Source organism: Halorubrum xinjiangense, from assembly GCF_049604745.1.
In the GTDB taxonomy this organism is placed as follows: Archaea; Halobacteriota; Halobacteria; order Halobacteriales; family Haloferacaceae; genus Halorubrum; species Halorubrum xinjiangense_A.
This window is the reverse complement of sequence record NZ_CP187140.1, coordinates 1,011,884-1,029,886: the sequence shown is the minus strand read 5'-3', so window position 1 is coordinate 1,029,886 and position 18,003 is coordinate 1,011,884. Positions and strand designations below refer to the sequence as shown.

General features: G+C 69.4%; 17 protein-coding genes. 9 read left to right on the top strand and 8 right to left on the bottom strand.

The genetic code is table 11. From position 1 onward, the window contains the following. The first annotated feature begins 347 nt into the window (after positions 1 to 347). From ACOZ35_RS06135 to ACOZ35_RS06115, 5 genes are all read left to right on the top strand, one after another. Positions 348 to 1,592, top strand: coding sequence for a TIGR00300 family protein (locus ACOZ35_RS06135; RefSeq protein ID WP_424015551.1), 1,245 nt, complete (start codon positions 348 to 350; stop codon positions 1,590 to 1,592). Then, positions 1,589 to 2,110, top strand: a complete 522-nt coding sequence (locus ACOZ35_RS06130) for an N-acetyltransferase family protein (protein ID WP_424015550.1) — start codon at positions 1,589 to 1,591, stop codon at positions 2,108 to 2,110. The genes ACOZ35_RS06135 and ACOZ35_RS06130 overlap by 4 nt, the downstream gene beginning before the upstream one ends. 64 nt (positions 2,111 to 2,174) lie before the next feature. Next, positions 2,175 to 3,191: a Gfo/Idh/MocA family protein gene (locus ACOZ35_RS06125; RefSeq protein WP_424015549.1), complete on the top strand. Its 1,017-nt coding sequence runs from the start codon at positions 2,175 to 2,177 to the stop codon at positions 3,189 to 3,191. A gap of 69 nt (positions 3,192 to 3,260) precedes the next feature. Further along, on the top strand, positions 3,261 to 3,686 hold the full coding sequence (locus ACOZ35_RS06120; RefSeq protein WP_424015548.1) for a universal stress protein: 426 nt from the start codon (positions 3,261 to 3,263) through the stop codon (positions 3,684 to 3,686). A gap of 138 nt (positions 3,687 to 3,824) precedes the next feature. Further along, positions 3,825 to 4,697, top strand: a complete 873-nt coding sequence (locus ACOZ35_RS06115) for a sulfurtransferase (protein WP_424015547.1) — start codon at positions 3,825 to 3,827, stop codon at positions 4,695 to 4,697. Positions 4,698 to 4,764: 67 nt separating this feature from the next. Here ACOZ35_RS06115 and ACOZ35_RS06110 read toward each other — a convergent pair whose 3' ends face one another. Continuing rightward, positions 4,765 to 6,687, bottom strand: coding sequence for a S9 family peptidase (locus ACOZ35_RS06110; protein ID WP_424015546.1), 1,923 nt, complete (start codon positions 6,685 to 6,687; stop codon positions 4,765 to 4,767). 151 nt (positions 6,688 to 6,838) lie between these two features. Here ACOZ35_RS06110 and ACOZ35_RS06105 point away from each other — a divergent pair, with 151 nt between their 5' ends. The 4 genes from ACOZ35_RS06105 (at position 6,839) to ACOZ35_RS06090 (ending at position 10,700) form a co-directional block, all read left to right on the top strand. After that, positions 6,839 to 8,449 (top strand): FAD-binding domain-containing protein, encoded by a 1,611-nt coding sequence (locus ACOZ35_RS06105; protein WP_424015545.1) that lies wholly within the window; start codon positions 6,839 to 6,841, stop codon positions 8,447 to 8,449. Positions 8,450 to 8,566: 117 nt separating this feature from the next. Continuing rightward, positions 8,567 to 8,800 carry a YgaP family membrane protein gene (locus tag ACOZ35_RS06100; RefSeq protein ID WP_424015544.1) on the top strand — a complete coding sequence of 78 codons (234 nt, stop codon included), beginning with the start codon at positions 8,567 to 8,569 and terminating at the stop codon, positions 8,798 to 8,800. Between the two features lie 179 nt (positions 8,801 to 8,979). Then, positions 8,980 to 10,212: an FAD-dependent oxidoreductase gene (locus ACOZ35_RS06095; RefSeq protein WP_424015543.1), complete on the top strand. Its 1,233-nt coding sequence runs from the start codon at positions 8,980 to 8,982 to the stop codon at positions 10,210 to 10,212. Between the two features lie 80 nt (positions 10,213 to 10,292). Beyond that, positions 10,293 to 10,700 carry a MaoC family dehydratase gene (locus tag ACOZ35_RS06090; RefSeq protein WP_424015542.1) on the top strand — a complete coding sequence of 136 codons (408 nt, stop codon included), beginning with the start codon at positions 10,293 to 10,295 and terminating at the stop codon, positions 10,698 to 10,700. A 407-nt stretch (positions 10,701 to 11,107) separates the two neighbouring features. Here the strand turns inward: ACOZ35_RS06090 and ACOZ35_RS06085 are convergent, their stop codons facing one another. The 7 genes from ACOZ35_RS06085 to ACOZ35_RS06055 form a co-directional block, all read right to left on the bottom strand. Further along, entirely contained in the window at positions 11,108 to 12,166 is a 1,059-nt protein-coding gene (locus ACOZ35_RS06085; protein ID WP_424015541.1) for a 3-oxoacyl-ACP synthase, read from the bottom strand. Further along, on the bottom strand, positions 12,163 to 12,294 hold the full coding sequence (locus ACOZ35_RS06080; protein ID WP_424015540.1) for a hypothetical protein: 132 nt from the start codon (positions 12,292 to 12,294) through the stop codon (positions 12,163 to 12,165). The genes ACOZ35_RS06085 and ACOZ35_RS06080 overlap by 4 nt, the downstream gene beginning before the upstream one ends. 70 nt (positions 12,295 to 12,364) lie before the next feature. Beyond that, entirely contained in the window at positions 12,365 to 13,549 is a 1,185-nt protein-coding gene (locus tag ACOZ35_RS06075) for a branched-chain amino acid ABC transporter permease (protein ID WP_424016039.1), read from the bottom strand. Positions 13,550 to 13,775: 226 nt separating this feature from the next. After that, complete coding sequence (locus ACOZ35_RS06070) at positions 13,776 to 14,828, bottom strand: branched-chain amino acid ABC transporter permease (RefSeq protein ID WP_424015539.1); 1,053 nt, start codon at positions 14,826 to 14,828, stop codon at positions 13,776 to 13,778. Then, the gene (locus tag ACOZ35_RS06065) at positions 14,825 to 15,523 is read right to left on the bottom strand and encodes an ABC transporter ATP-binding protein (RefSeq protein ID WP_424015538.1); all 699 of its coding nucleotides are present in this window, start codon (positions 15,521 to 15,523) and stop codon (positions 14,825 to 14,827) included. The genes ACOZ35_RS06070 and ACOZ35_RS06065 overlap by 4 nt, the downstream gene beginning before the upstream one ends. Then, complete coding sequence (locus ACOZ35_RS06060; protein WP_424015537.1) at positions 15,520 to 16,452, bottom strand: ABC transporter ATP-binding protein; 933 nt, start codon at positions 16,450 to 16,452, stop codon at positions 15,520 to 15,522. Before ACOZ35_RS06060 ends, ACOZ35_RS06065 begins: the two co-directional genes overlap by 4 nt. After that, positions 16,452 to 17,861 carry an ABC transporter substrate-binding protein gene (locus tag ACOZ35_RS06055; RefSeq protein ID WP_424015536.1) on the bottom strand — a complete coding sequence of 470 codons (1,410 nt, stop codon included), beginning with the start codon at positions 17,859 to 17,861 and terminating at the stop codon, positions 16,452 to 16,454. The genes ACOZ35_RS06060 and ACOZ35_RS06055 overlap by 1 nt, the downstream gene beginning before the upstream one ends. Between the last annotated feature and the right edge of the window lie 142 nt (positions 17,862 to 18,003).

Below are 18,003 nucleotides of genomic sequence, written 5' to 3'. Positions count from 1 at the left end.
AAGCACTGGAAGGAGCGAGCAACGCGAGCGACTGAAGCGCGCAACGAGCGTGCGCCGCCCTCGCGGCTGGGGCTTTGGAGGTGTTCGCCGTCGATCCGTCAGTACGGATTTATAAGCGAACGGCTGGCGTTTCCGAGATCATCACCGCACCGTCGTTCACGGATAAACAGCCGACGGCAACACCACAACCTGATTTATAAACAACTGATCAACAACACTAGTTCATACTGCTTCGCTACCGTTCGCCGCCATTACCGTACTGCGCGAGATACGTCGGACTCCTCTCCGTTGAAGAGTCGTAACAGAGCGAGGGAAACGCGTTTCCCCCGCCGACGCGACGCCTCCGTATGACCCACTCGCGGACCGTCGAACTCGAAGGCCATCTCATCGACAGCGGCACGATGCAGCGCTGCTTCGGCGCGGTGATGGACCTCGGCGGCTCGTTCGACGTCGAGCAGTTCGACGTCGGGAAACACGAGACCGAGGAGTCGTACTGCCGGCTGACCGTCTCCGCGGACGACCCCGAGACGCTGCGGGACATCCTCCACGAACTCCACCAGAACGGGGCGGTGTTGGAGGACCCCTCCGAGGTGGACCTCGTCGCGGCGCCCGCGGACAAGGTGGTGCCGCCGAACTTCTACTCGACGACGAACCACCCGACCGAGGTGTTGTACGACGGCGAGTGGATCGACGTCGAGCGGATCGAGATGGACTGCGCGCTGGTGGTGGATCCCGAAGGCGCCGCCGACGGCACGACCCGCGCCTACACCAAGACGCTCAACGCGGTCGAGGAGGGCGACCTCGTCGCGACGGACCAGTCGGGAATCCGCGTGAATCCCCCCGAGCGCCCGCGGAGCGGCGGCGGCGCGTTCGGCTTCATGCAGGGCGGTGTCTCCGCCGAGCGCCCCTCGGAATCGACGATCCGCGAGGTCGCCGAGGAACTTCGCGCGGTGAAGGAGGACGGCGGCAACGTGATGGTCGTCGCGGGGCCCGCCGTGATCCACTCGGGCGCCGGCGACGCGCTCGCGGACCTCGTCGCCGCGGGCTACGTCGACGCGCTCTCCGCGGGCAACGGGTTCGCCACCCACGACCTGGAGCGCTCCATCTACGGCACCTCGCTCGGGATGAACGTCGAGACGCTCGAACACCCGCGGAAGGGCCACAAACACCACATCTGGACCATCTCAGAGATCATCCGGGCGGGCGGGATCGAGGCCGCCGTCGAAGAGGGAATCGTCACGGAGGGGGTGATGTACGAGTGCGTCGAGAACGACGTCGACACCGTCCTCGCGGGGTCGATCCGCGACGACGGCCCACTCCCGGACACGATCACCGACGCGGTCGAGGCCCAGAACGCGATCCGCGAGCAGGCGCACGACGCCGACATCGTGCTCATGCTCGCGACGCTGCTCCACTCCGTCGCGGTCGGCAACTGCCTCCCGTCGACCACCAAGACCGTCTGCGTCGACATCAACCCCGCCACCGTCACCCAGCTGCTCGACCGCGGCTCCGCGCAGGCGATCGGGATGGTCACCGACATCGGAACGTTCGTGCCGACGCTCGCGGAGTTCGTGTTGGAGGAAGAGGAATGACGCTCGAACTCCGCCCCTACGACCGCGAGCGCGACGCCCACGGCCTCTACGACCTGAAGCTCGCCTTTGAACGCGGTCTCGGCGAAAATACGGGCGGCGACGAGAAGGCGGCCGCCTACGAGGACAAGCTCACCGACGCGTACCGCGAGCGCTGGCTCGACTGGGTCGTCCGCTGCGTCGCCGAGGATCCGCGGTGCGTGACCGTCGCGGTCGACCGAAGTGAGGCCGAAAGCGGCGCTTCGGTCGTCGGCTACGTCTTCGTCCTCCCCGAGCGAATGACCATGATCTGGGACGCGGCTGTCCTGAACGAGATCTACGTCGCGCCCGACCACCGCGGCACCGGCGTCGCCGACGACCTGATGGACGCGGCCCTCGCGCTCGCGGCCGACCAGGACCTCCCGCTCGACCGGCTGGTCCTCGACGTCGACCCCGCGAACGAGCGCGCGAAGGGGTTCTACGACCGCCACGGCTTCGAGCCGTGGGGCGAGATGGTCGCGCGGCCGCTCGAGGAGTCCTGAGACCGCGGACCGACCCCGTTCCGACTCCCGAAGCTACAAGCGCGCGCGACCGCTCTCGACGGCCGTGATACAGATCGGGATCGTCGGCTGCGGCGTGATCGGGAACCGCCTTGCGGCCGCAATCGAAACCCACGACCGCTACGAACTGGCGGCCGCCTGCGACCTCGACGCCGACCGCGTGGCGTCGCTCGCGGCTGACCACGGCACTGACCGCACCGCGACGACGACCGACCACGCCTCGCTCGTCGAGCGCGACGACCTCGACGCGGTGTACGTCGGCGTGCCGCCGCTCGCCCACCGCGAGGTCGTCGCCGACGCGCTCGCGGCCGACAAGCACGTCATCTGCGAGAAGCCCATCGCGGCCGACGCGGAGACCGGGCACGAGCTCGTCGCGCTCGCGGAAGAGACCGACCGCGCCACGGCCGTGAACCTTCCGTTCCGCTACACGCCGGGGTTCGTCCGCCTGCGCGAGGCGGTCGCTGCGGGCGAGATCGGCGAGGTGCGCCGGGTCGAACTTTGGTTCAGGTTTCCGCAGTGGCCCCGCGAGTGGCAGGACGTGGCGTGGCTTGAGTCGCGCGAGCAGGGCGGCCCGCTGCGTGAGGTCGGGACGCACTTCATCTTCGGCGTTCAGGAGCTGTTCGGCCCGATCGAGTTTCTCTCGGCGGATGTGGGCTACTCGGGGCCCGAAGCCTACGAGGACGACGTGGTCGGGAGCTTCCAGACCGACGGGATCCGGGGGACGATCGACCTGCTCTGCGACCATGAGGGCGAGGAGGAGAACAGCATCACCGTCGTCGGCGACGAGGCGTCGCTGTCGCTGACGGAGTGGTACCGCCTCGTGCGGAATCGCGGGCGAGAGGGCGAGGAAACGCTCGTCGACGAGCGCGGCGACACCGTGAGCGCGCTCCTGACGGAGTTCGCGAGCGCGGTCGACGGCGACGGGAGCGATCTCGTCTCGTTCGCGGAGGCGACGCGCGTCCAGGCGGTGCTCGACGCGATCCACGCCTCCACGGGCGACCGGGTTCGGCCGGGAGACGACGGCGACCGCGGTCGGCGGAGAGACGGTGGCCGCGAGAGATGATCCGATCGCGGAGTCGTCGGCCGGGAACGCCCGACAGGAATTATGTGTCTCTCGGACGCATCTCCGCGTATGAGCTACCTCGTTGCGACCGACGGATCGACGGAGAGCGACGAAGCCGTCCGGTACGCGGCGCGACAGGCGGTCGCGTTCTACGAGACGCTCGAGATCGCCCACGTGTTGACCCCGGACTCGGAGCTCGTCGACGGGACGATCGTTCTCCCGGGCGAGGAGGCCGCCGTCGAGGCCGGCCAGGACGTCTTGGAGAACGCTCGAAGTATCGCCGAGGAGGCCGTCGGGGACGAGTCGATCGACGTGGCGACCCAACTCCTCACGGGGCGCCCGGCGGACGCGATCACCGAGTACGCGACCGACGAGGCGGTTACCGCCATCTACGTCGGCCACCGCGGGCTCTCGGAGGAGCGCGAGCAGGTCGTCGGTAGCGTCGCGAAGAGCATCGTCGACAAGGCCGACGTGCCCGTGACGGTAATTCGGTAGGTGTCAACCCGGACGGACGTCTACGTCGGTCCGAGCCGTCCGTTTTCACCGTTTTCCGCCGCTTGCCGGGCGTCACAGGCGCCGGAAAGAACCGCCATTATCGGGCGTTCAAAGCCGCGGGCGGCCATATCGTGAGTGATGCCTGAAGACGTACTCGTCACGGCGGACTGGGTGGAATCGAACCTCGACGCGTTCCAGGACGACGACTCGGACCTCCGGCTCGTCGAGATCAACAACCCGACCGTCACCGACGAGTCGGAGTACACGCCCTACGAGGAGGGCCACATCCCCGGCGCGCTCAACTTCGAGTGGGACGCGGTGTTCACCGACGAGACGGAGCGCGACATCGTCTCGAAGGGGAACTTCGCGAAGCGAAACGGCGAGGGCGGCATCGACGCCGACACGACGGTCGTCGTGTACGGCGGCGGCCGCGTCCCGAACTGGTTCGCGCTGTTCGGCTACTGGATCTACAAGTACTACGGTCACGACGACATCCGCGTGATCGACGGCGGGAAGGGGTACTGGGTCGAGAACGACTACCCGCTCTCGACCGAGGAGCCCGACTTCACGCCCCGCGACTACGAGGCCCGCGGCCCCTTCGAGAGCGTCCGCGCGTACAAGGACGACATCGACAAGGCGATCGAGGAAGGGATCCCGATGGTCGACGTCCGCTCCCCCGAAGAGTTCTCCGGCGAGGTCATCGCGCCCGAGGGGCTCAACGAGACCGCCCAGCGCGGCGGCCACATCCCCGGCGCGAGCAACGTCCCGATCGGCACCACGCTCAACGAGGACGGGACGTTCAAGAGCGCGGACGAGCTCCGCGAGCTCTACTCCGACGCGGGCGTCGACGGCGACGAGTCCACGATCACCTACTGCCGCGTCGGCGAGCGTTCGTCGATCGAGTGGTTCCTCCTGCACGAGCTGCTCGGCTACGACGACGTCCGCAACTACGACGGCTCGTGGACCGAGTGGGGGAACCTCGTCGGCGCGCCGATCGAGACCGGCGAGTAAGCGCCGTTCGCGGTCGCTGACGGCTGCTCACTCTTTTTAAATACTCCCGCTGCGGGGAGTCGCCGTCTCAGTCGTCCAGCGAGGCGACCCCGGTCCGCTCCGCGCCGATCCGGCGGTCGAGGAAGTCGTCGAGCAGCTCCAGCGAGCGGATCTTCTGGTCGATGTCGCCGGAGCCGTGGCCCTCCTCGCCAAGCTCCTCGTACTCGTAGTCGGTTCCCTCCTCGAAGCCGGCGTCGTCGAGCGCGTCCCTAAGGATCCTGGCCTGCGTGATCGGAACTCGGGGGTCGTTGACGCCGTGGACGATCAGGAGCGGCGCGTCGACGTTCTCGACGTAGTTCACCGGGCTGCGCTCGCGGTAGATCGCCTCGTTCTCCTCGGGCTCGCCGAGGTTCTTCACCAAGAGCTCCGTCCGGAAGTGCGGCATCGTGTTCTCGTACATGTCGAACAGGTCGCTGACGCCGACCCACGTGATCCCCGCGGCGTACAGGTCCGGGTACTGAACCATCTGCCAGTTCGCGGAGTAGCCGCCGTAGGAGCCGCCGTAGACGACGACGCGGTCCTCATCGAGCCAGTCGTACTCGTCGAGGACGTGCTCGGCGCCGGTCGCCACGTCGCCCTGCTCGGCGCCGCCCCAGTCGTCGTACAGCTCGCGGACGAACTCGCGGCCGCGCCCCGTCGAGCCGCGGTAGTTCACTTGGAGGACGGAGTAGCCGCGCGAGAGCAGGAACTGGACGCGGTAGCTGAACCGCCGACTGTCGTGGTGTCGCGGGCCGCCGTGGGGGTTGACGATCAGCGGCGAGGGGCGTCGGCCCGAGTCGAACAGCAGGCCCTCGATCTCGAACGCCTCGGAGGGGTCGTGGTCGACCGCCCGCGCCGGGGTCTCGGGGACGCCGTCGGAGACGAACGAGACCGTCTCGGGCTCGACGAAGTCGTCGGGGTCGAACGGGCCGTACTCGGCTTCGAACACCGTCTCGGTGGCGTCCGCGTCGAGGTCGTACGCGACGAGTTCGGGCCGCCGGCTCGACGTGGTCCGGTACGCGAGCAGGCGGTCGTCGGCCAGCCGCCCCTCCGTCACGTTGGCGACGCCGGCCGGGAAGTCGAGTTCGTGACCCTCGCCCGTCTCGACGTCGTACACGACCGGGACCGTTACGGCGCCGCGCGTCCGGCTCGCGACGAACCGGTCGCCGGCCTCGAGGAAGTGGCTCGCCGACTCCTCGAACTCGCCGTCGCCGAACCAGGTCACCGAGTCGCCGTCGGCTGCGTCGGCGCCGTCCGAGGCGTCGCCCCCGCTCAGGTCGACGATCCCAGTGCGACCGAGATCGGCGCTGTTGTCGTTGATCAGCAGGCGGTCGCCGTCCGGGCCCCAGTCGACGGGGGCGACCTCCGCGCCCACGTCCCCGACGCCGAGTTTCCGGGGGTTCGAGCCGTCCGCGTCCGCGACGTACGCGTCGAGGTTCTCGTAGGTGTCCGTCTCGTTGGTCGCGTACGCGATCCGATCGCCGTCGGGCGACAGTTCGCCGGCCGCGACGGCGCGCTCGTAGTCGGTGACCTTCTCCGTCTCGCCGCTCGGGAGGTCGTGCCGGTAGAGGTTCATCTGCCCGTCGCGGCTGGATCCGAACAGGAGCGTCTCACCGTCCTCGCCCACGTCCTGAAGGTGGATCTGGCCGTCCATCTCGACGACCGGTTCGCTCTCGCCGTCGAGCGACATCGCCCAGATGTCGTGCTGTTCGTCTCCGGCCTCGTCGCGGTGGTAGAAGAGGCGGTCGCCGTTCGGGTCCCACTCGAAGCCGGCGCGGACCGACCGCGGGACGTCGCCGTCGCTCAGCTGCTCCAGCGAGCCGTCCGTCGGATCGCAGAGGTGGAGCTCGTTGCGACCGGTGACGTCGTAGTAGAGGGCGACGGTCTCTCCGTCCGGGGACACGCGCGGACTCGCGATCGTCGGGAGCGAGGCGAGCTCGCGCAGTACGTCGGTGTCGTCTGAGTCTGACATCCGTGTTAAGACGGCGACGGAACCCTATTCAACGTTTCCCGCCGCCGAGACCGCTTTTGACTGGCGTCGGCTGACAGCCCTATGCGCCGGCCAACAGACCCATCCGCCGGCCGACAATCCCATGCGCCGGCAGCCCCTACGCTCTCAAGAGATGACGCCGGGCGATGACGCGCCGCTCCCGACGGCCCCCCACGCGGAGGCAGTCCAGTCAGCCTCGACGGCCGGCGGCAGCGGCACCATCGTCTGGCACCGAGACGACCTGCGTATCGGGGACAACCCCGGGCTCGCGGCGGCCGCGGCGGAGACCGACCGAGTCCTCCCGCTTTTCGTCTTCGACCCCGCGTTCTACGGCGAACGGGGGATGGCCTGCGATGCCCGGATCGAGTTCCTCCACGACTGCCTGCGCGACCTCGACCGGCAGTACCGCGACGTCGGCGGCGCCGGCCTGACGTACGCTCACGGCGACCCGCTCGACGTCCTTGCGCAGTTCGTCGACGCCGGCTGGGACGTCGTCGCGACCGCGACGGCGTCCGGTCGGTACGGCCGGCGGCGAGACGACCGGGCCCGCGAACGGCTCGGCGTCCGGTTCGTCGCGGGCGACGGACTCGTCCGCAACGCGGACCGCCCGCGCGAGAACTGGAGCGATCACGTCGAGTCGTGGCTCGCGGCCGACCCGTTCGACTGGGACCCTCGGTCGGTCGCGATCGAGCGCGTCGAGACGCCCGTCGACCCCGACCGCGTGAGCGACGCGTACGGCGTCGACTCGGCGAAGACGCAGGTGCCGACGGGCGGACGCGGTCCCGCCCGAGAGCGACTCCGCGCGTTCGCGGAGGAGATCGCGGCGTACCCGGGATCGATATCCTCGCCCCTCGACGCCCGGGAGGGGACGAGCGGTCTCTCGCCGTACCTGCGGTTCGGCTGTCTGTCGGTCCGCGAGGTCCACCGCCACGTCGACGAGCGCGCGCCAAACGGGCGCGGCAAGTCGATGTTCGTCTCGCGGCTGTTCTGGAACCGCCACTACACCCAGAAGCTGCTCGACTGGCCGGGGTGGCTCGACCGCGCGGTGAACCCGGTCTACGAGGGGTTCAACCGCGACCGGCACGACCCCGACCTCGTGGCGGCGTGGAAGGATGGAGAGACGGGATTTCCCATGGTCGACGCGAGCATGCGCTGCCTGCGGGAGACGGGGTGGCTCAACTTTCGGATGCGGGCGCTGTGCGCTAGCGTCTACTTCCACGTCCTCCAGCAGCCCTGGCGGATCGGCGCCGACCACTTCTACGAACACCTGATCGACGGGGACGCCGCGATCAACTACACCCAGTGGCAGTCGCAGTGCGGCCTGATCGGTCGACCCGGACTGCGGTTGTACGATCCGCGCAAGCAGGTGCGCGATCAGGACCCGGACGGCGAGTTCGTCAGGCGGTGGGTCCCCGAGCTCGAACCGCTCCCCTCGGTTCACCTCGACGCCCCCGAGAAGACGCCGCTCGCGGTCCAGCGCGAGGTCGGCGTCCGCATCGGGGAGACGTACCCGTACCCGGTCGTCGACTACGAGGCGGCCCGCAGCGAGTTCCGCAGGCGCTACGGCGCGGTCTTCGACGCGGCCGCCGCCCGCCTCGGTGACGAGGAGATCGCGCGCCGAGCGTCGCTGTCGGGCGGGGTCGAGGCCGCGAGATCGATCGCGGCCGACCGCGGTGACCCGGACGGAGCGGCCGGCGACGACGCTGGCGGAACCGCCCAGACCGGTCTCGACGACTTCGGGTGAGGGCAGCCGGGGGTCCCGCTGTCCACCATGCGACCACTCGCCCGCCCGGCGCGGGAGTGACGGCCAGAGATACCGAAGGTGGAAAGGTTCATACGGTCGTGCGCCGTATTGTGGTGTATGAACCAGAACGTCGGTGCGACGGACAAGCGCGTCAGGACCGCGGTCGGCGCCCTCGCCGGTGTCGCCTCGCTAGCAACGCTCGCCGGCGCTGCGCCGCTCCCCGACCTCGCCGCCCCGATACTGGGCGTCGTCGCGATCGCGATGCTCGCGACCGCCGCGACCGGGACCTGCGGCCTGTACGCCCTGCTCGGCGTCGACACCTGCCCCGCGGACGCGGGCGGCTCGCGCTGAGCGGGCGACACGTCCTCGCGGAGAATCCGTCGGTACCGGGCTTTTGAAACCGGTTTCCGCTGGGGGCGACGGCAGTCTCAAGTGTCCGGGATGCGTACCAATCACATGCGCTACAGTAGCCCGAGCCGACGGTATCTCGCGGCGGACCGTGACCGCGCCCGAACCGTGGTGACCGCCGCGTGAGCGCCGATCCGACCGTCCTCGTGATCGGTGGCGGCGCGACGGGAACGGGGATCGTCCGCGACCTCGCCATGCGCGGCGTCGACGCGACGCTCGTCGACCGCGGCGGCCTCGGGAGCGGGACCTCCGGGCGCTCGCACGGCCTCCTCCACAGCGGGGCCCGGTACGCGGAGGCGGACGCAGAGGGCGCCAAGGAGTGTATCGAAGAGAACCGGACGCTCAGGTCGATCGCCGGGGCCTGCGTCCGCGACACCGGCGGCCTGTTCGTTCGCCTCGACGGCGACGACCCGGACTATCTGGAGGAGAAGCTCGCCGCCTGCGAGTCGCTCGGGATCGAGACCGAGCGTCTCGACGCCGACGCCGCCCGCGAGGCGGTGCCGGGGCTCGCCGACGAGGTCGAGGAGGCGTTCCGCGTCCCCGACGGCGTCATCTACCCATCGCGGCTGGTCGCCGCCAACGCCGCGGACGCCGAGCGTCACGGCGCGTCCGTCCACCCCCGCGCGCCCGTCGAGGACGTGACGGTCCGCGACGGGACGGTCGAATCGGTCCGGGTCGGCGGGAGCGTCGACGAAACGCTCTCGCCCGACGTCGTCGTCAACGCTACCGGGGCGTGGGCGGACTCGATCGCGGCGATGGCGGGCGTCGAGGTCGGGATGGCGCCGAGCCGCGGCGTGATGGTCTCGGTGGAACACGAGGGGCTCGGCCCGGTGTTGAACCGGTGTCGCGATCCCGACGACGGCGACATCGTCGTGCCCCACGACGGCGAGGTCGTGTTGGGGACGACGAGCGTCCCGGTCTCGGACCCGGACGACTACGAGCGCGCCGACTGGGAGGTCGAGCGCTCGATCGAGGAGTGCGCCGCGATGCTCCCAGCCGTCGCCGACGTGCCGACCGTCAGGACGTGGTGGGGCGTGCGCCCGCTGTACGCGCCGGACGAAGCGGGGCAGAACCGACGCGGGATCTCCCGCGGGTTCACGCTGCTCGACCACGAGCGCGACGGCGCCGCCGGCCTCTACAGCGTGGTGGGCGGGAAGCTGACCACCTACCGGCAGATGGCCGAGACGACCGCCGACCGCGTCTGCGACCGGCTGGGGGTCGACGCAGCCTGCGAAACCGCGACCGAGCCGCTCGCGCACGCCGGCGACCCCGAGCGGCTGGACGAACTCGTCGAGGAGTACGGCGGGGCGAACCCCACCGACGCCGACGTGGTCGACGCGCGGGCGGACGACTAGTCGAGAGGACTGCTGCGGGAACGCCTGCGGGTTCGAGGCTGAACCACGGGGTTGAGGCCCCGACGGCGCAACCGATCGGTATGCCAGTCGCGACGGTCGGCGAGACGGCGACCCACGAGGTAGCGATCACCGAGGAGACGATAGAGACGTTCGCGAAGCTCTCCGGCGACGAGAACCCGATTCACCTCGACGACGAGTACGCCGCCGAGACGATGTTCGGCGGCCGCGTCGCGCACGGAATCTTATCGGCCGCGGTCGTCTCCGGCGCGCTCGCGCGGCTCTCCGGCGACATCGTCTACCTCTCGCAGGACCTGTCCTTCGAGAAGCCGGTCTTCCCGGGCGAGACGGTCGAAGCGACGGTCCGCGTCACCGAGGACCTCGGCAACGACCGCCTTGCGGTCGAGACCACCGCGACCGTCCCCGAGCGCGACGAGCGCGTCCTCTCCGGCGAGGCGACGGTGCTGTCGGTGCCGCACGGCGACGAGTGAGTGACTGACGCAGGCACACACCCGGCCGATTCAGTATATAAATAAGAGACACGTTGCGGCGGTGGCGCGTGCCTCCGAGCGGCCGCCCTCGGCGGCCGCGAAAAGCACGCGCGAGGGAGTCAGTCGCCGGAGCGAAGCGACGGCGACTGACGAGGCTGGGGAGGCGTGAGGCTGCGGTGCTGTGCGGGGCGGGACTCAAAGGGGCAGCCGGGAGGCGGGCGCAGGTGACGTAAGCACCGCAACGAGTGAGCGGAGCGAACGAGTGAGGAGCGCAGCGAGCGTGCGCCCGCCTCCCGGCTGGGGCTTTGGCGGTGTTCGTCGCCGATTTGATGTCAGTCATTTATAAGTGATCGGCTCGGGATTTGGAGATGTCTGCCGTCGATTCACGGCTAACTATTTATAAGCAGTCAGCCTCGCCACCGGATCACGGTCGCCGACCACGTATACCCCGTTCCGGCCGCGAGCAGGCAGACAAGGTCGCCGGCTTCGAGCCGACCGGTCTCGACGCCGCGCTCCAGCGCGAGCGCCTGATCGACGCTCTGGACGTGGCCGTACTCGTCGAGGTAGTAGCCGTCGCTCGCGGGGTCGAGGCCAAGCTCGTCGAGGACGCGCTCGTGGAACGACCGCTTCATGTGCGTGAGCGCGACGAAATCGAGGTCGTCGCGGTCGAACCCGGACCGCTCTAAAGCGGTGTCGGCGACGGAAAGGTACGCGGGCAGCGACACCGGCCCCAAGCGTTCCTTCATCCCCTCGGGGTCGGGCACGTCGAGGGTGTGGAGCCCCTCGCGGACCGTCTCCTCGCTCGCTGGGCGCTTCGACCCGCCCGCGGGCATCACCACGTCGTCGGCGAAGGAGCCGTCGGTCTCGGCCGCGCTCGACTCGACCACGGCGCGCGCGCGACCGCCGAAGGGCTCGGCGTCGCCCTCGTCGTCCCGCGCATCCTCCGTCGCCGCCTCGACGACGAACGCGCTCGCGCCGCTGCCGAAGTTGAACATAAACGAGCTGTCCTCGTTGCCGTAGTCGACGAGGTCCTCCTCGCGGCTGGCGGCGACGAGCAGCGCGGTGTCGATCGGCTCCGTCTCCAGCTGGGCGGTGATCTGCCGCAGCGCAATCGGCGCGCCGGCACACAGCGTGTAGCTCTCGGTCGCGTACGCGTTCGTCGCCCCGAGTCGGTCGGTGATCGCCGCCGCCGCCGACCAGACAACGTGGTCCTTGTACTCCGAACCGTGGTAGACAACGACGTCGAGGTCCTCCGGATCGACGGCCGCGTCCGCGAGCGCGGCTTCGGCCGCCTTCACGGACATGTCGGTCGCGTGGTCGCCGTCAGGCGGGCAGACGTGCTTCTCGCGGACGCCCATCTTCTCGACGACGACCTCCTCGGGGATGCCGCTCTCGGCCGCGATGGCTTCCCCGGTGATGGTCTCGTCCGGGACGTAGGTCCCGACTCCGGTGATCGAGGCCGTCATCGGTCGCCTCCGGATCGGTCGCTGTTCGACTCGTCGCGTTGGTCGCTGTTCGACTCGTCGCGTCGGTCGCTGTTCGACTCGTCGCGTCGGTCGCTGTTCGACTTGTCGTGTCGCGTGGTGTCAGTCATGTGTCGTGAGTCCGAATCGTATCGTGTCGCCGTTCCGCGTCCGCCGCAACGGCGCGGCGGGCCTGCGACGCTACTTCCGATAGCGCCGCAGTTGGTCCGGGAGCCGCTTCCCGACGGTGCCGCCGAGCCGGTCGCGCAGCGTCCCGAGGATGCCGTTCGGGACGAACAGCACGAACAGCACGAAGACGATCCCGAGGTACAGCGGGGCGCGCCCGTCGACCGCGGTGTTGACGAACAGCTCCAAGCTGACCCCGAAGAGGTCCGCTTCGAGGACGCTCGCCGGGAGCCCCTCGCGCAGCAGCGTCGCGATCCCGCCGCTCTCGGTGGAGAGGACGTCCTCTAACCCCTGGTTGAACAGGGTCCCGTAGATCGGGCCCGCGAGGGTGCCGAACCCGCCGACGATCGTCGTGATCAGCGCATCGGCGGTGACGAGGAAGTAGAACGTCCCGTCGGGCGCGACCGACCGCGAGTAGGCGGCGAAGATGCCGCCCGCGACGGCCCCGAAGAAGCCGCTAATGGCGAACGCGGCCAGCTTGAATCGGTAGGTCGGGTAGCCGACGGCGCGCGCTCGCTCCTCGTTTTCCCGGATCGCGATCATCACCCGCCCGAACGGCGAGTGGATGATCCGCTGCATCGCGAAGTAGCAGACCACCACGACGACCCCGAGCGCGTAGTACGAGACGACCGTCGCCGACAGGTCGATCCCGAGCCCGAGCAGGTTCTCGACGCTCTCGCCCGTGAGCCGCCCCACGTCGAGACTCAGCGCGTCGACGTAGGGAACGCCGATGGCGAGCGCGTCGCCGCTCACCGTCGTGCCCTCGGTCGGATTGCTCGAGACGTACCCCCACGAGCGGATCAGCTCGTAGATCACCTGCGCGAACCCGAGCGTGATCATCGCGAAGTAGACGCCCGTGAGCCGGAACGACACCGACCCGATGACGAGCGCGAGCAGGCCGGCCAACACCGCGCCAAGGAGGAGCGTGATCATGAACGGCGTCCCCCCGGGGATCCCCGGCACCTGCCCGTTCGCGGCGAGGACGACGAAGTACGCACCCGTGCCGAAGAAGGCCGCGTGACCGAACGAGAGGTAGCCCGTGTAGCCGCTGACGAAGTCGAAGCTCATCGCGAACAGACCCATGTACAGCACCACGACCATGAACGTGATCGCCGGGAGGAACGCCTCCGCGAACGGAGCGGCCGGCGTCGCGAGCAGCGCCTCGTAGACGAGCGGGTACAGGAGGAACCCGACGATCACGGCCGCGTGAACGACGTGATCTCGCAGGTACTCGCGAAGACCACCAGCCGCGGTCGACGGCGGGATCGGATCCGTCTCGTCGACGGGAGCGTCCGGGTCGGCCGGAGCGTTCGGGTCGGCCGGAGCGTCCGCGTCCACAGAAGCGTCCGCATCTCCGGGAGCGCTCGCCTCGGTCGACGCGTCCGCGTCCACGGAAGCGTCCTCGTCGGCGGGACGGTCGGGGTCGCTAATGGCCCCCCACCTCCTTGACGCCGTAGAGCCCCTGCGGGCGGATGATGAGCATCACCACGAGCAGGAGGAAGATGGTCACCTCGGAGAGGCCGGGGAAGGTGACGATCCCGGTGGTGAACAGCCACGTCGTCACCGAGTCGGCGATCCCGACGATGCCGGCCGCGACGAGCGTTCCGGTGAAGCTCCCGAGCCCGCCGATGATGACGACGACGAACGCGTACAACAGCACGTCGATGCTCAACAGGACGCTCGGCCCCCAGATCGGGTCCCACATCAGCAGGACGCCGCCGACCGCGGCGAGCCCGGTGCCGACGCCGAACACGACGGTGAACGCCTGCCGCACGTCGATGCCGAGCGCCTGGACCATCTCGGTGTCCTCGCTGCCGGCGCGGATGTAGAGCCCGTACAGCGTCTTCGTCAGGAAGGCCCACACCGCGACGGCGACGAGCGCGCCGATGGCTATCTCGAAGAGGTATAGGCGCCTGACGCCGATCCCGAGCAGCTCGGTCCGGCCCAACAGCACGTCCGGCGCGGTGCCCATCGGCGCCTGCCACTGCGGGTTCGGTTGGATTCCGCGGAGCGTCAGAATGATCCGGGCGAGCTCCTCGATGATGAGCGAGACGCCGAACGTCAACAGGATCTGGTAAGTCGGCGTGCGATCGTATATCGGTCGGATGAGCGCCACCTCCATCGCGCTCCCGGCCGCCGTCGTGACCGCGAACACCAGCGCCAGCACGACGAAGAAGACGAGTATCGTCGCGAGCGTCCCGGTGTTCGCGCCGACGACGAGGACCATCACGAGGCCGCCGAGGTACGCGCCGACCATCGCGATCGCGCCGTGCGCGAAGTTGAGGACGCCCATCAGCCCGAAGACGAGCGTCAGGCCGACCGCGATGGTGAAGTACACCGCGCCCTTGCCGATCCCTTCTGCGAGCACGCGAGCCGCGGTCCGAAGTCCGTCGACAGCGCCGCCCGCCGCGAGGAGCGCGGTCGGATCGACGAGCGGTGTGATCTGCGAGACGGCGGCCGCGAGCGGTGCGAGGCTCATGCCGTCAGGTACCTCCGGATTCGTTCGTCCTCGCTCGTGACGCCGGCCGTCTCGCCTGCCTCCACGACGACCCCGTGGTCGACGAGGTAGAACCGGTCGGCGAGGTCCATCGCCAGCCGGAAGTTCTGCTCGACGAGGACCATCGTGGTGTCCGCGGAGGCCGCGCGGAGCGCCTCGACGACGTCCTCGACGATCTGCGGCGCGAGCCCCTCGCTCGGCTCGTCGACCAGCAGCAGGTCGTTGTCGCCGACGATGCCGCGGGCGATGGCGAGCATCTGCTGTTGGCCGCCGCTCAGGTCGCCCGCGTCCTTGTCAGCGAATCGGTCGAGCGCCGGGAACAGCTCGTACGCCTCCGCGATCCGCGCGTCCGGGTCGGCCGCCGAGTGCGCGGCAACGCGGAGGTTCTCCGCGACTGTGAGATGCGAGAACACGCGCCGTTCCTCGGGGACCCACCCCATCCCGCGGGCCGCGATCTCGTGGGGCTCCATCCCCGTCACGTCCGTCCCGTCGAACCGGACGGTCCCCTCGCGGGGCGGCGTCAGCCCGAGCGCGGTGCGGAGCGTGGTCGTCTTCCCGACGCCGTTCCGGCCGACTAGGGCGACGATCTCGCCCTCCTCGACCGACAGGGACAGCCCCTGAAGGATGTGGCTCTCGCCGTAGTAGGTGTGGACGCCGTCGAGTTCGAGTGTTGTCACCGCGGCTCACCTCCGGCGCGCACCCGGCGGCCGCCGTCGGCCAACACGTCGCCGTCGCGATCCGCGGTGTCATCGCGGTCGGCGTCGCCGCCGCTCCCCTCGCCCGCGGCGGGCCCGTCTCCGGACCCCTCGCGCCCGTACCCGCCGAGGTACGCCTCCTGAACGGCCTCGTCGCCGCGCACGTCCTCAGGCGGCCCGTCGGCGATCAGTTCGCCGCGGTGGAGGACGGCGATCCGGTCGGAGATGTCCATCACCACCTCCATGTTGTGTTCGATGAGCATCACCGAGTGGTCTTCGGCGACGTCCTCGATCAGCGCGACGACGTCGTCGACGCCCTCGCTCGACACGCCGGCGGTCGGCTCGTCGAGCAGGAGGAGGTCGGGGTCGCCCGCGAGCGCGACGCCGATCTCGAGGCTGCGCTTCTCGCCGTGGCTCAGGTTCTCCGTGACGGTCTCCGCTTCTTCCGTCAGCCCGATCCGCTCGAGGATCCGCGTCGCCTCCGCGTAGTGGTCCTCGAAGTCGGCCACGTTGCGCCACAGCTTCCAAGAGTCGTTCCCGCGGCCCGCCTGCGCGGCGACCCGGACGTTCTCCAGCACCGTCAGCGTCGGGAAGAGGTTCGTGATCTGGTACGAGCGGTGGAGCCCCGCGAGCGCCGTCTCGTCTGGCGAGGCGGCGGTGATGTCGATCGGCGATCCGCCGCCCCCGTCCGTCGCCCCGCCGTCCGGGGCCGCGCCGCTCGGCGGATCGAACCGGATCCGTCCGTCTGAGGGCTCTAACACGCCCGTGAGCAGGTTGAAGAACGTCGTCTTCCCCGCGCCGTTCGGGCCGATGATCGAGCAGAGCTCGCCGGCCTCGAGGGCGAAGTCGACGCCGTTGACGGCCGTGATGCCGCCGAAGCGCTTCGTGAGCCCCTCGGTCTCCAGCAGCATTACAGCGAGCAGCTCGCGTCCTCTTCGGGGACCATCACGTCCTCGACGTCGAGGCGCTGCTCCGGCTCGCCGGGCATGATCGGCGCGTCCCAGGTGTCGGCGAACTCGTCGCTCGTCGGCACCGGCCACGCGACCGTCATCTGCGAGGCCGCCTGGTTGTTGTGCTCCTGGAACGTGTACGCGTCCGCGCCCTTCGGCGTGTCCGCGACGGTCATGCCGCGGAGCGCGTCGGCGACGTCGGCGCCCTCGGTCGAGCCCGACTCGCTCACCGCCTGCGAGAGCGCCGACGCCATCGTGAACGTCCCCGAACTGAACAGGTCGGGCACGATGCCGTACGCCTCCGTGTGCATGTCGATGAACGCGTCGTTGATCTCATTGTCGTACTGGTTCCAGTGGTACCGGGTGGTGAAGGGGCCGAGCCCGGCGTCTTTGATGTCCTGCGCCGTGAAGTCCTCGCCGAGTGCGGACTCGATCGTCCCGCCGATGAGCTGGGTGGTCAAAAGCGCCGCGAAGCCGCCGAACACCTGGATGTTGTACGACACCGCCGCCGAGAGGAACTGCGGCAGCGTCGCCGCGGTGAAGCCGCCGACGACGCCCGACGCGCCGTCGGAGATCGCCTGCTCGAAGAGCCCGTCGAACTCGGAGTACCCCTGCTCGACGAAGCGCGGTTCGAGGACCTCGACGCCCTGGGCCTCCAACACCTCCGTGTAGTTGTTCGCGACGCCCTGCCCGAACGCGTTGTCCGACGCGAAGATTGCGACGGTGTCGATGTCGAAGTTCTCCGCCACGTACGTCCCGCCGGCGCGCGCGTCCATCGCCGTGTGCTCGCTCGCGCGGAACGCCAGCGGGTGACAGAACTCCTCGCTGACGGTGATGTCGGCGTCCGCGGCGGGACCGATGAGGAACGGGACCTCGCTTTCGTCGACGACCGTGTCGATGACCCGCCGCGCGCTGTCGGAGGAGGACGCCCCGAACAGCACGTCGACCTCCTCGTCGACCACGAGGTCGGTCGCGACGCTCTGGGCCGTGTCCGGGCTGAACCCGGTGTCCTCGACGATGATCTCGTAGGTCGGGCCCCCCTCGGGCTCGACCGTGTACGTCCCTGGCGTGGCCTCCTCTATCGGGTCGAGGTCGTGTTTGTACGCCAGCCCGGAGAAGAACCCGCGGAGGCTGATCTGCCCGTAGTACTGGAGGTCGCCGGAGGTCGGCTGGATCGCGCCGATCCGGATCGTCTCGCCGGAGAGGTCGCCGCCGTCGGAGCCGTCAGATCCGTCCCCACCGTCGGAGCCGTCCGATCCGTCGCCGCCGTCTCCCCCGCCGGAACAGCCGGCCAGTCCGGTGAGTCCGGCCGCGCCGACCGCGGCGCCGGTTCCTCGCAGATACGCTCGCCGTGTGTGGTCGTCTCGCATACACTATTCGAGGACGGACACCACCATGAAGGGCCGAGTTAAGATGTTAACAGTTCTCGCAATCCCGACGAAATTCGGCGAATGTCAGGTCGAAACAGCGTTTTTCGAGCGCCGGCGCGCGGTCGCACCCGGCGACATCCGG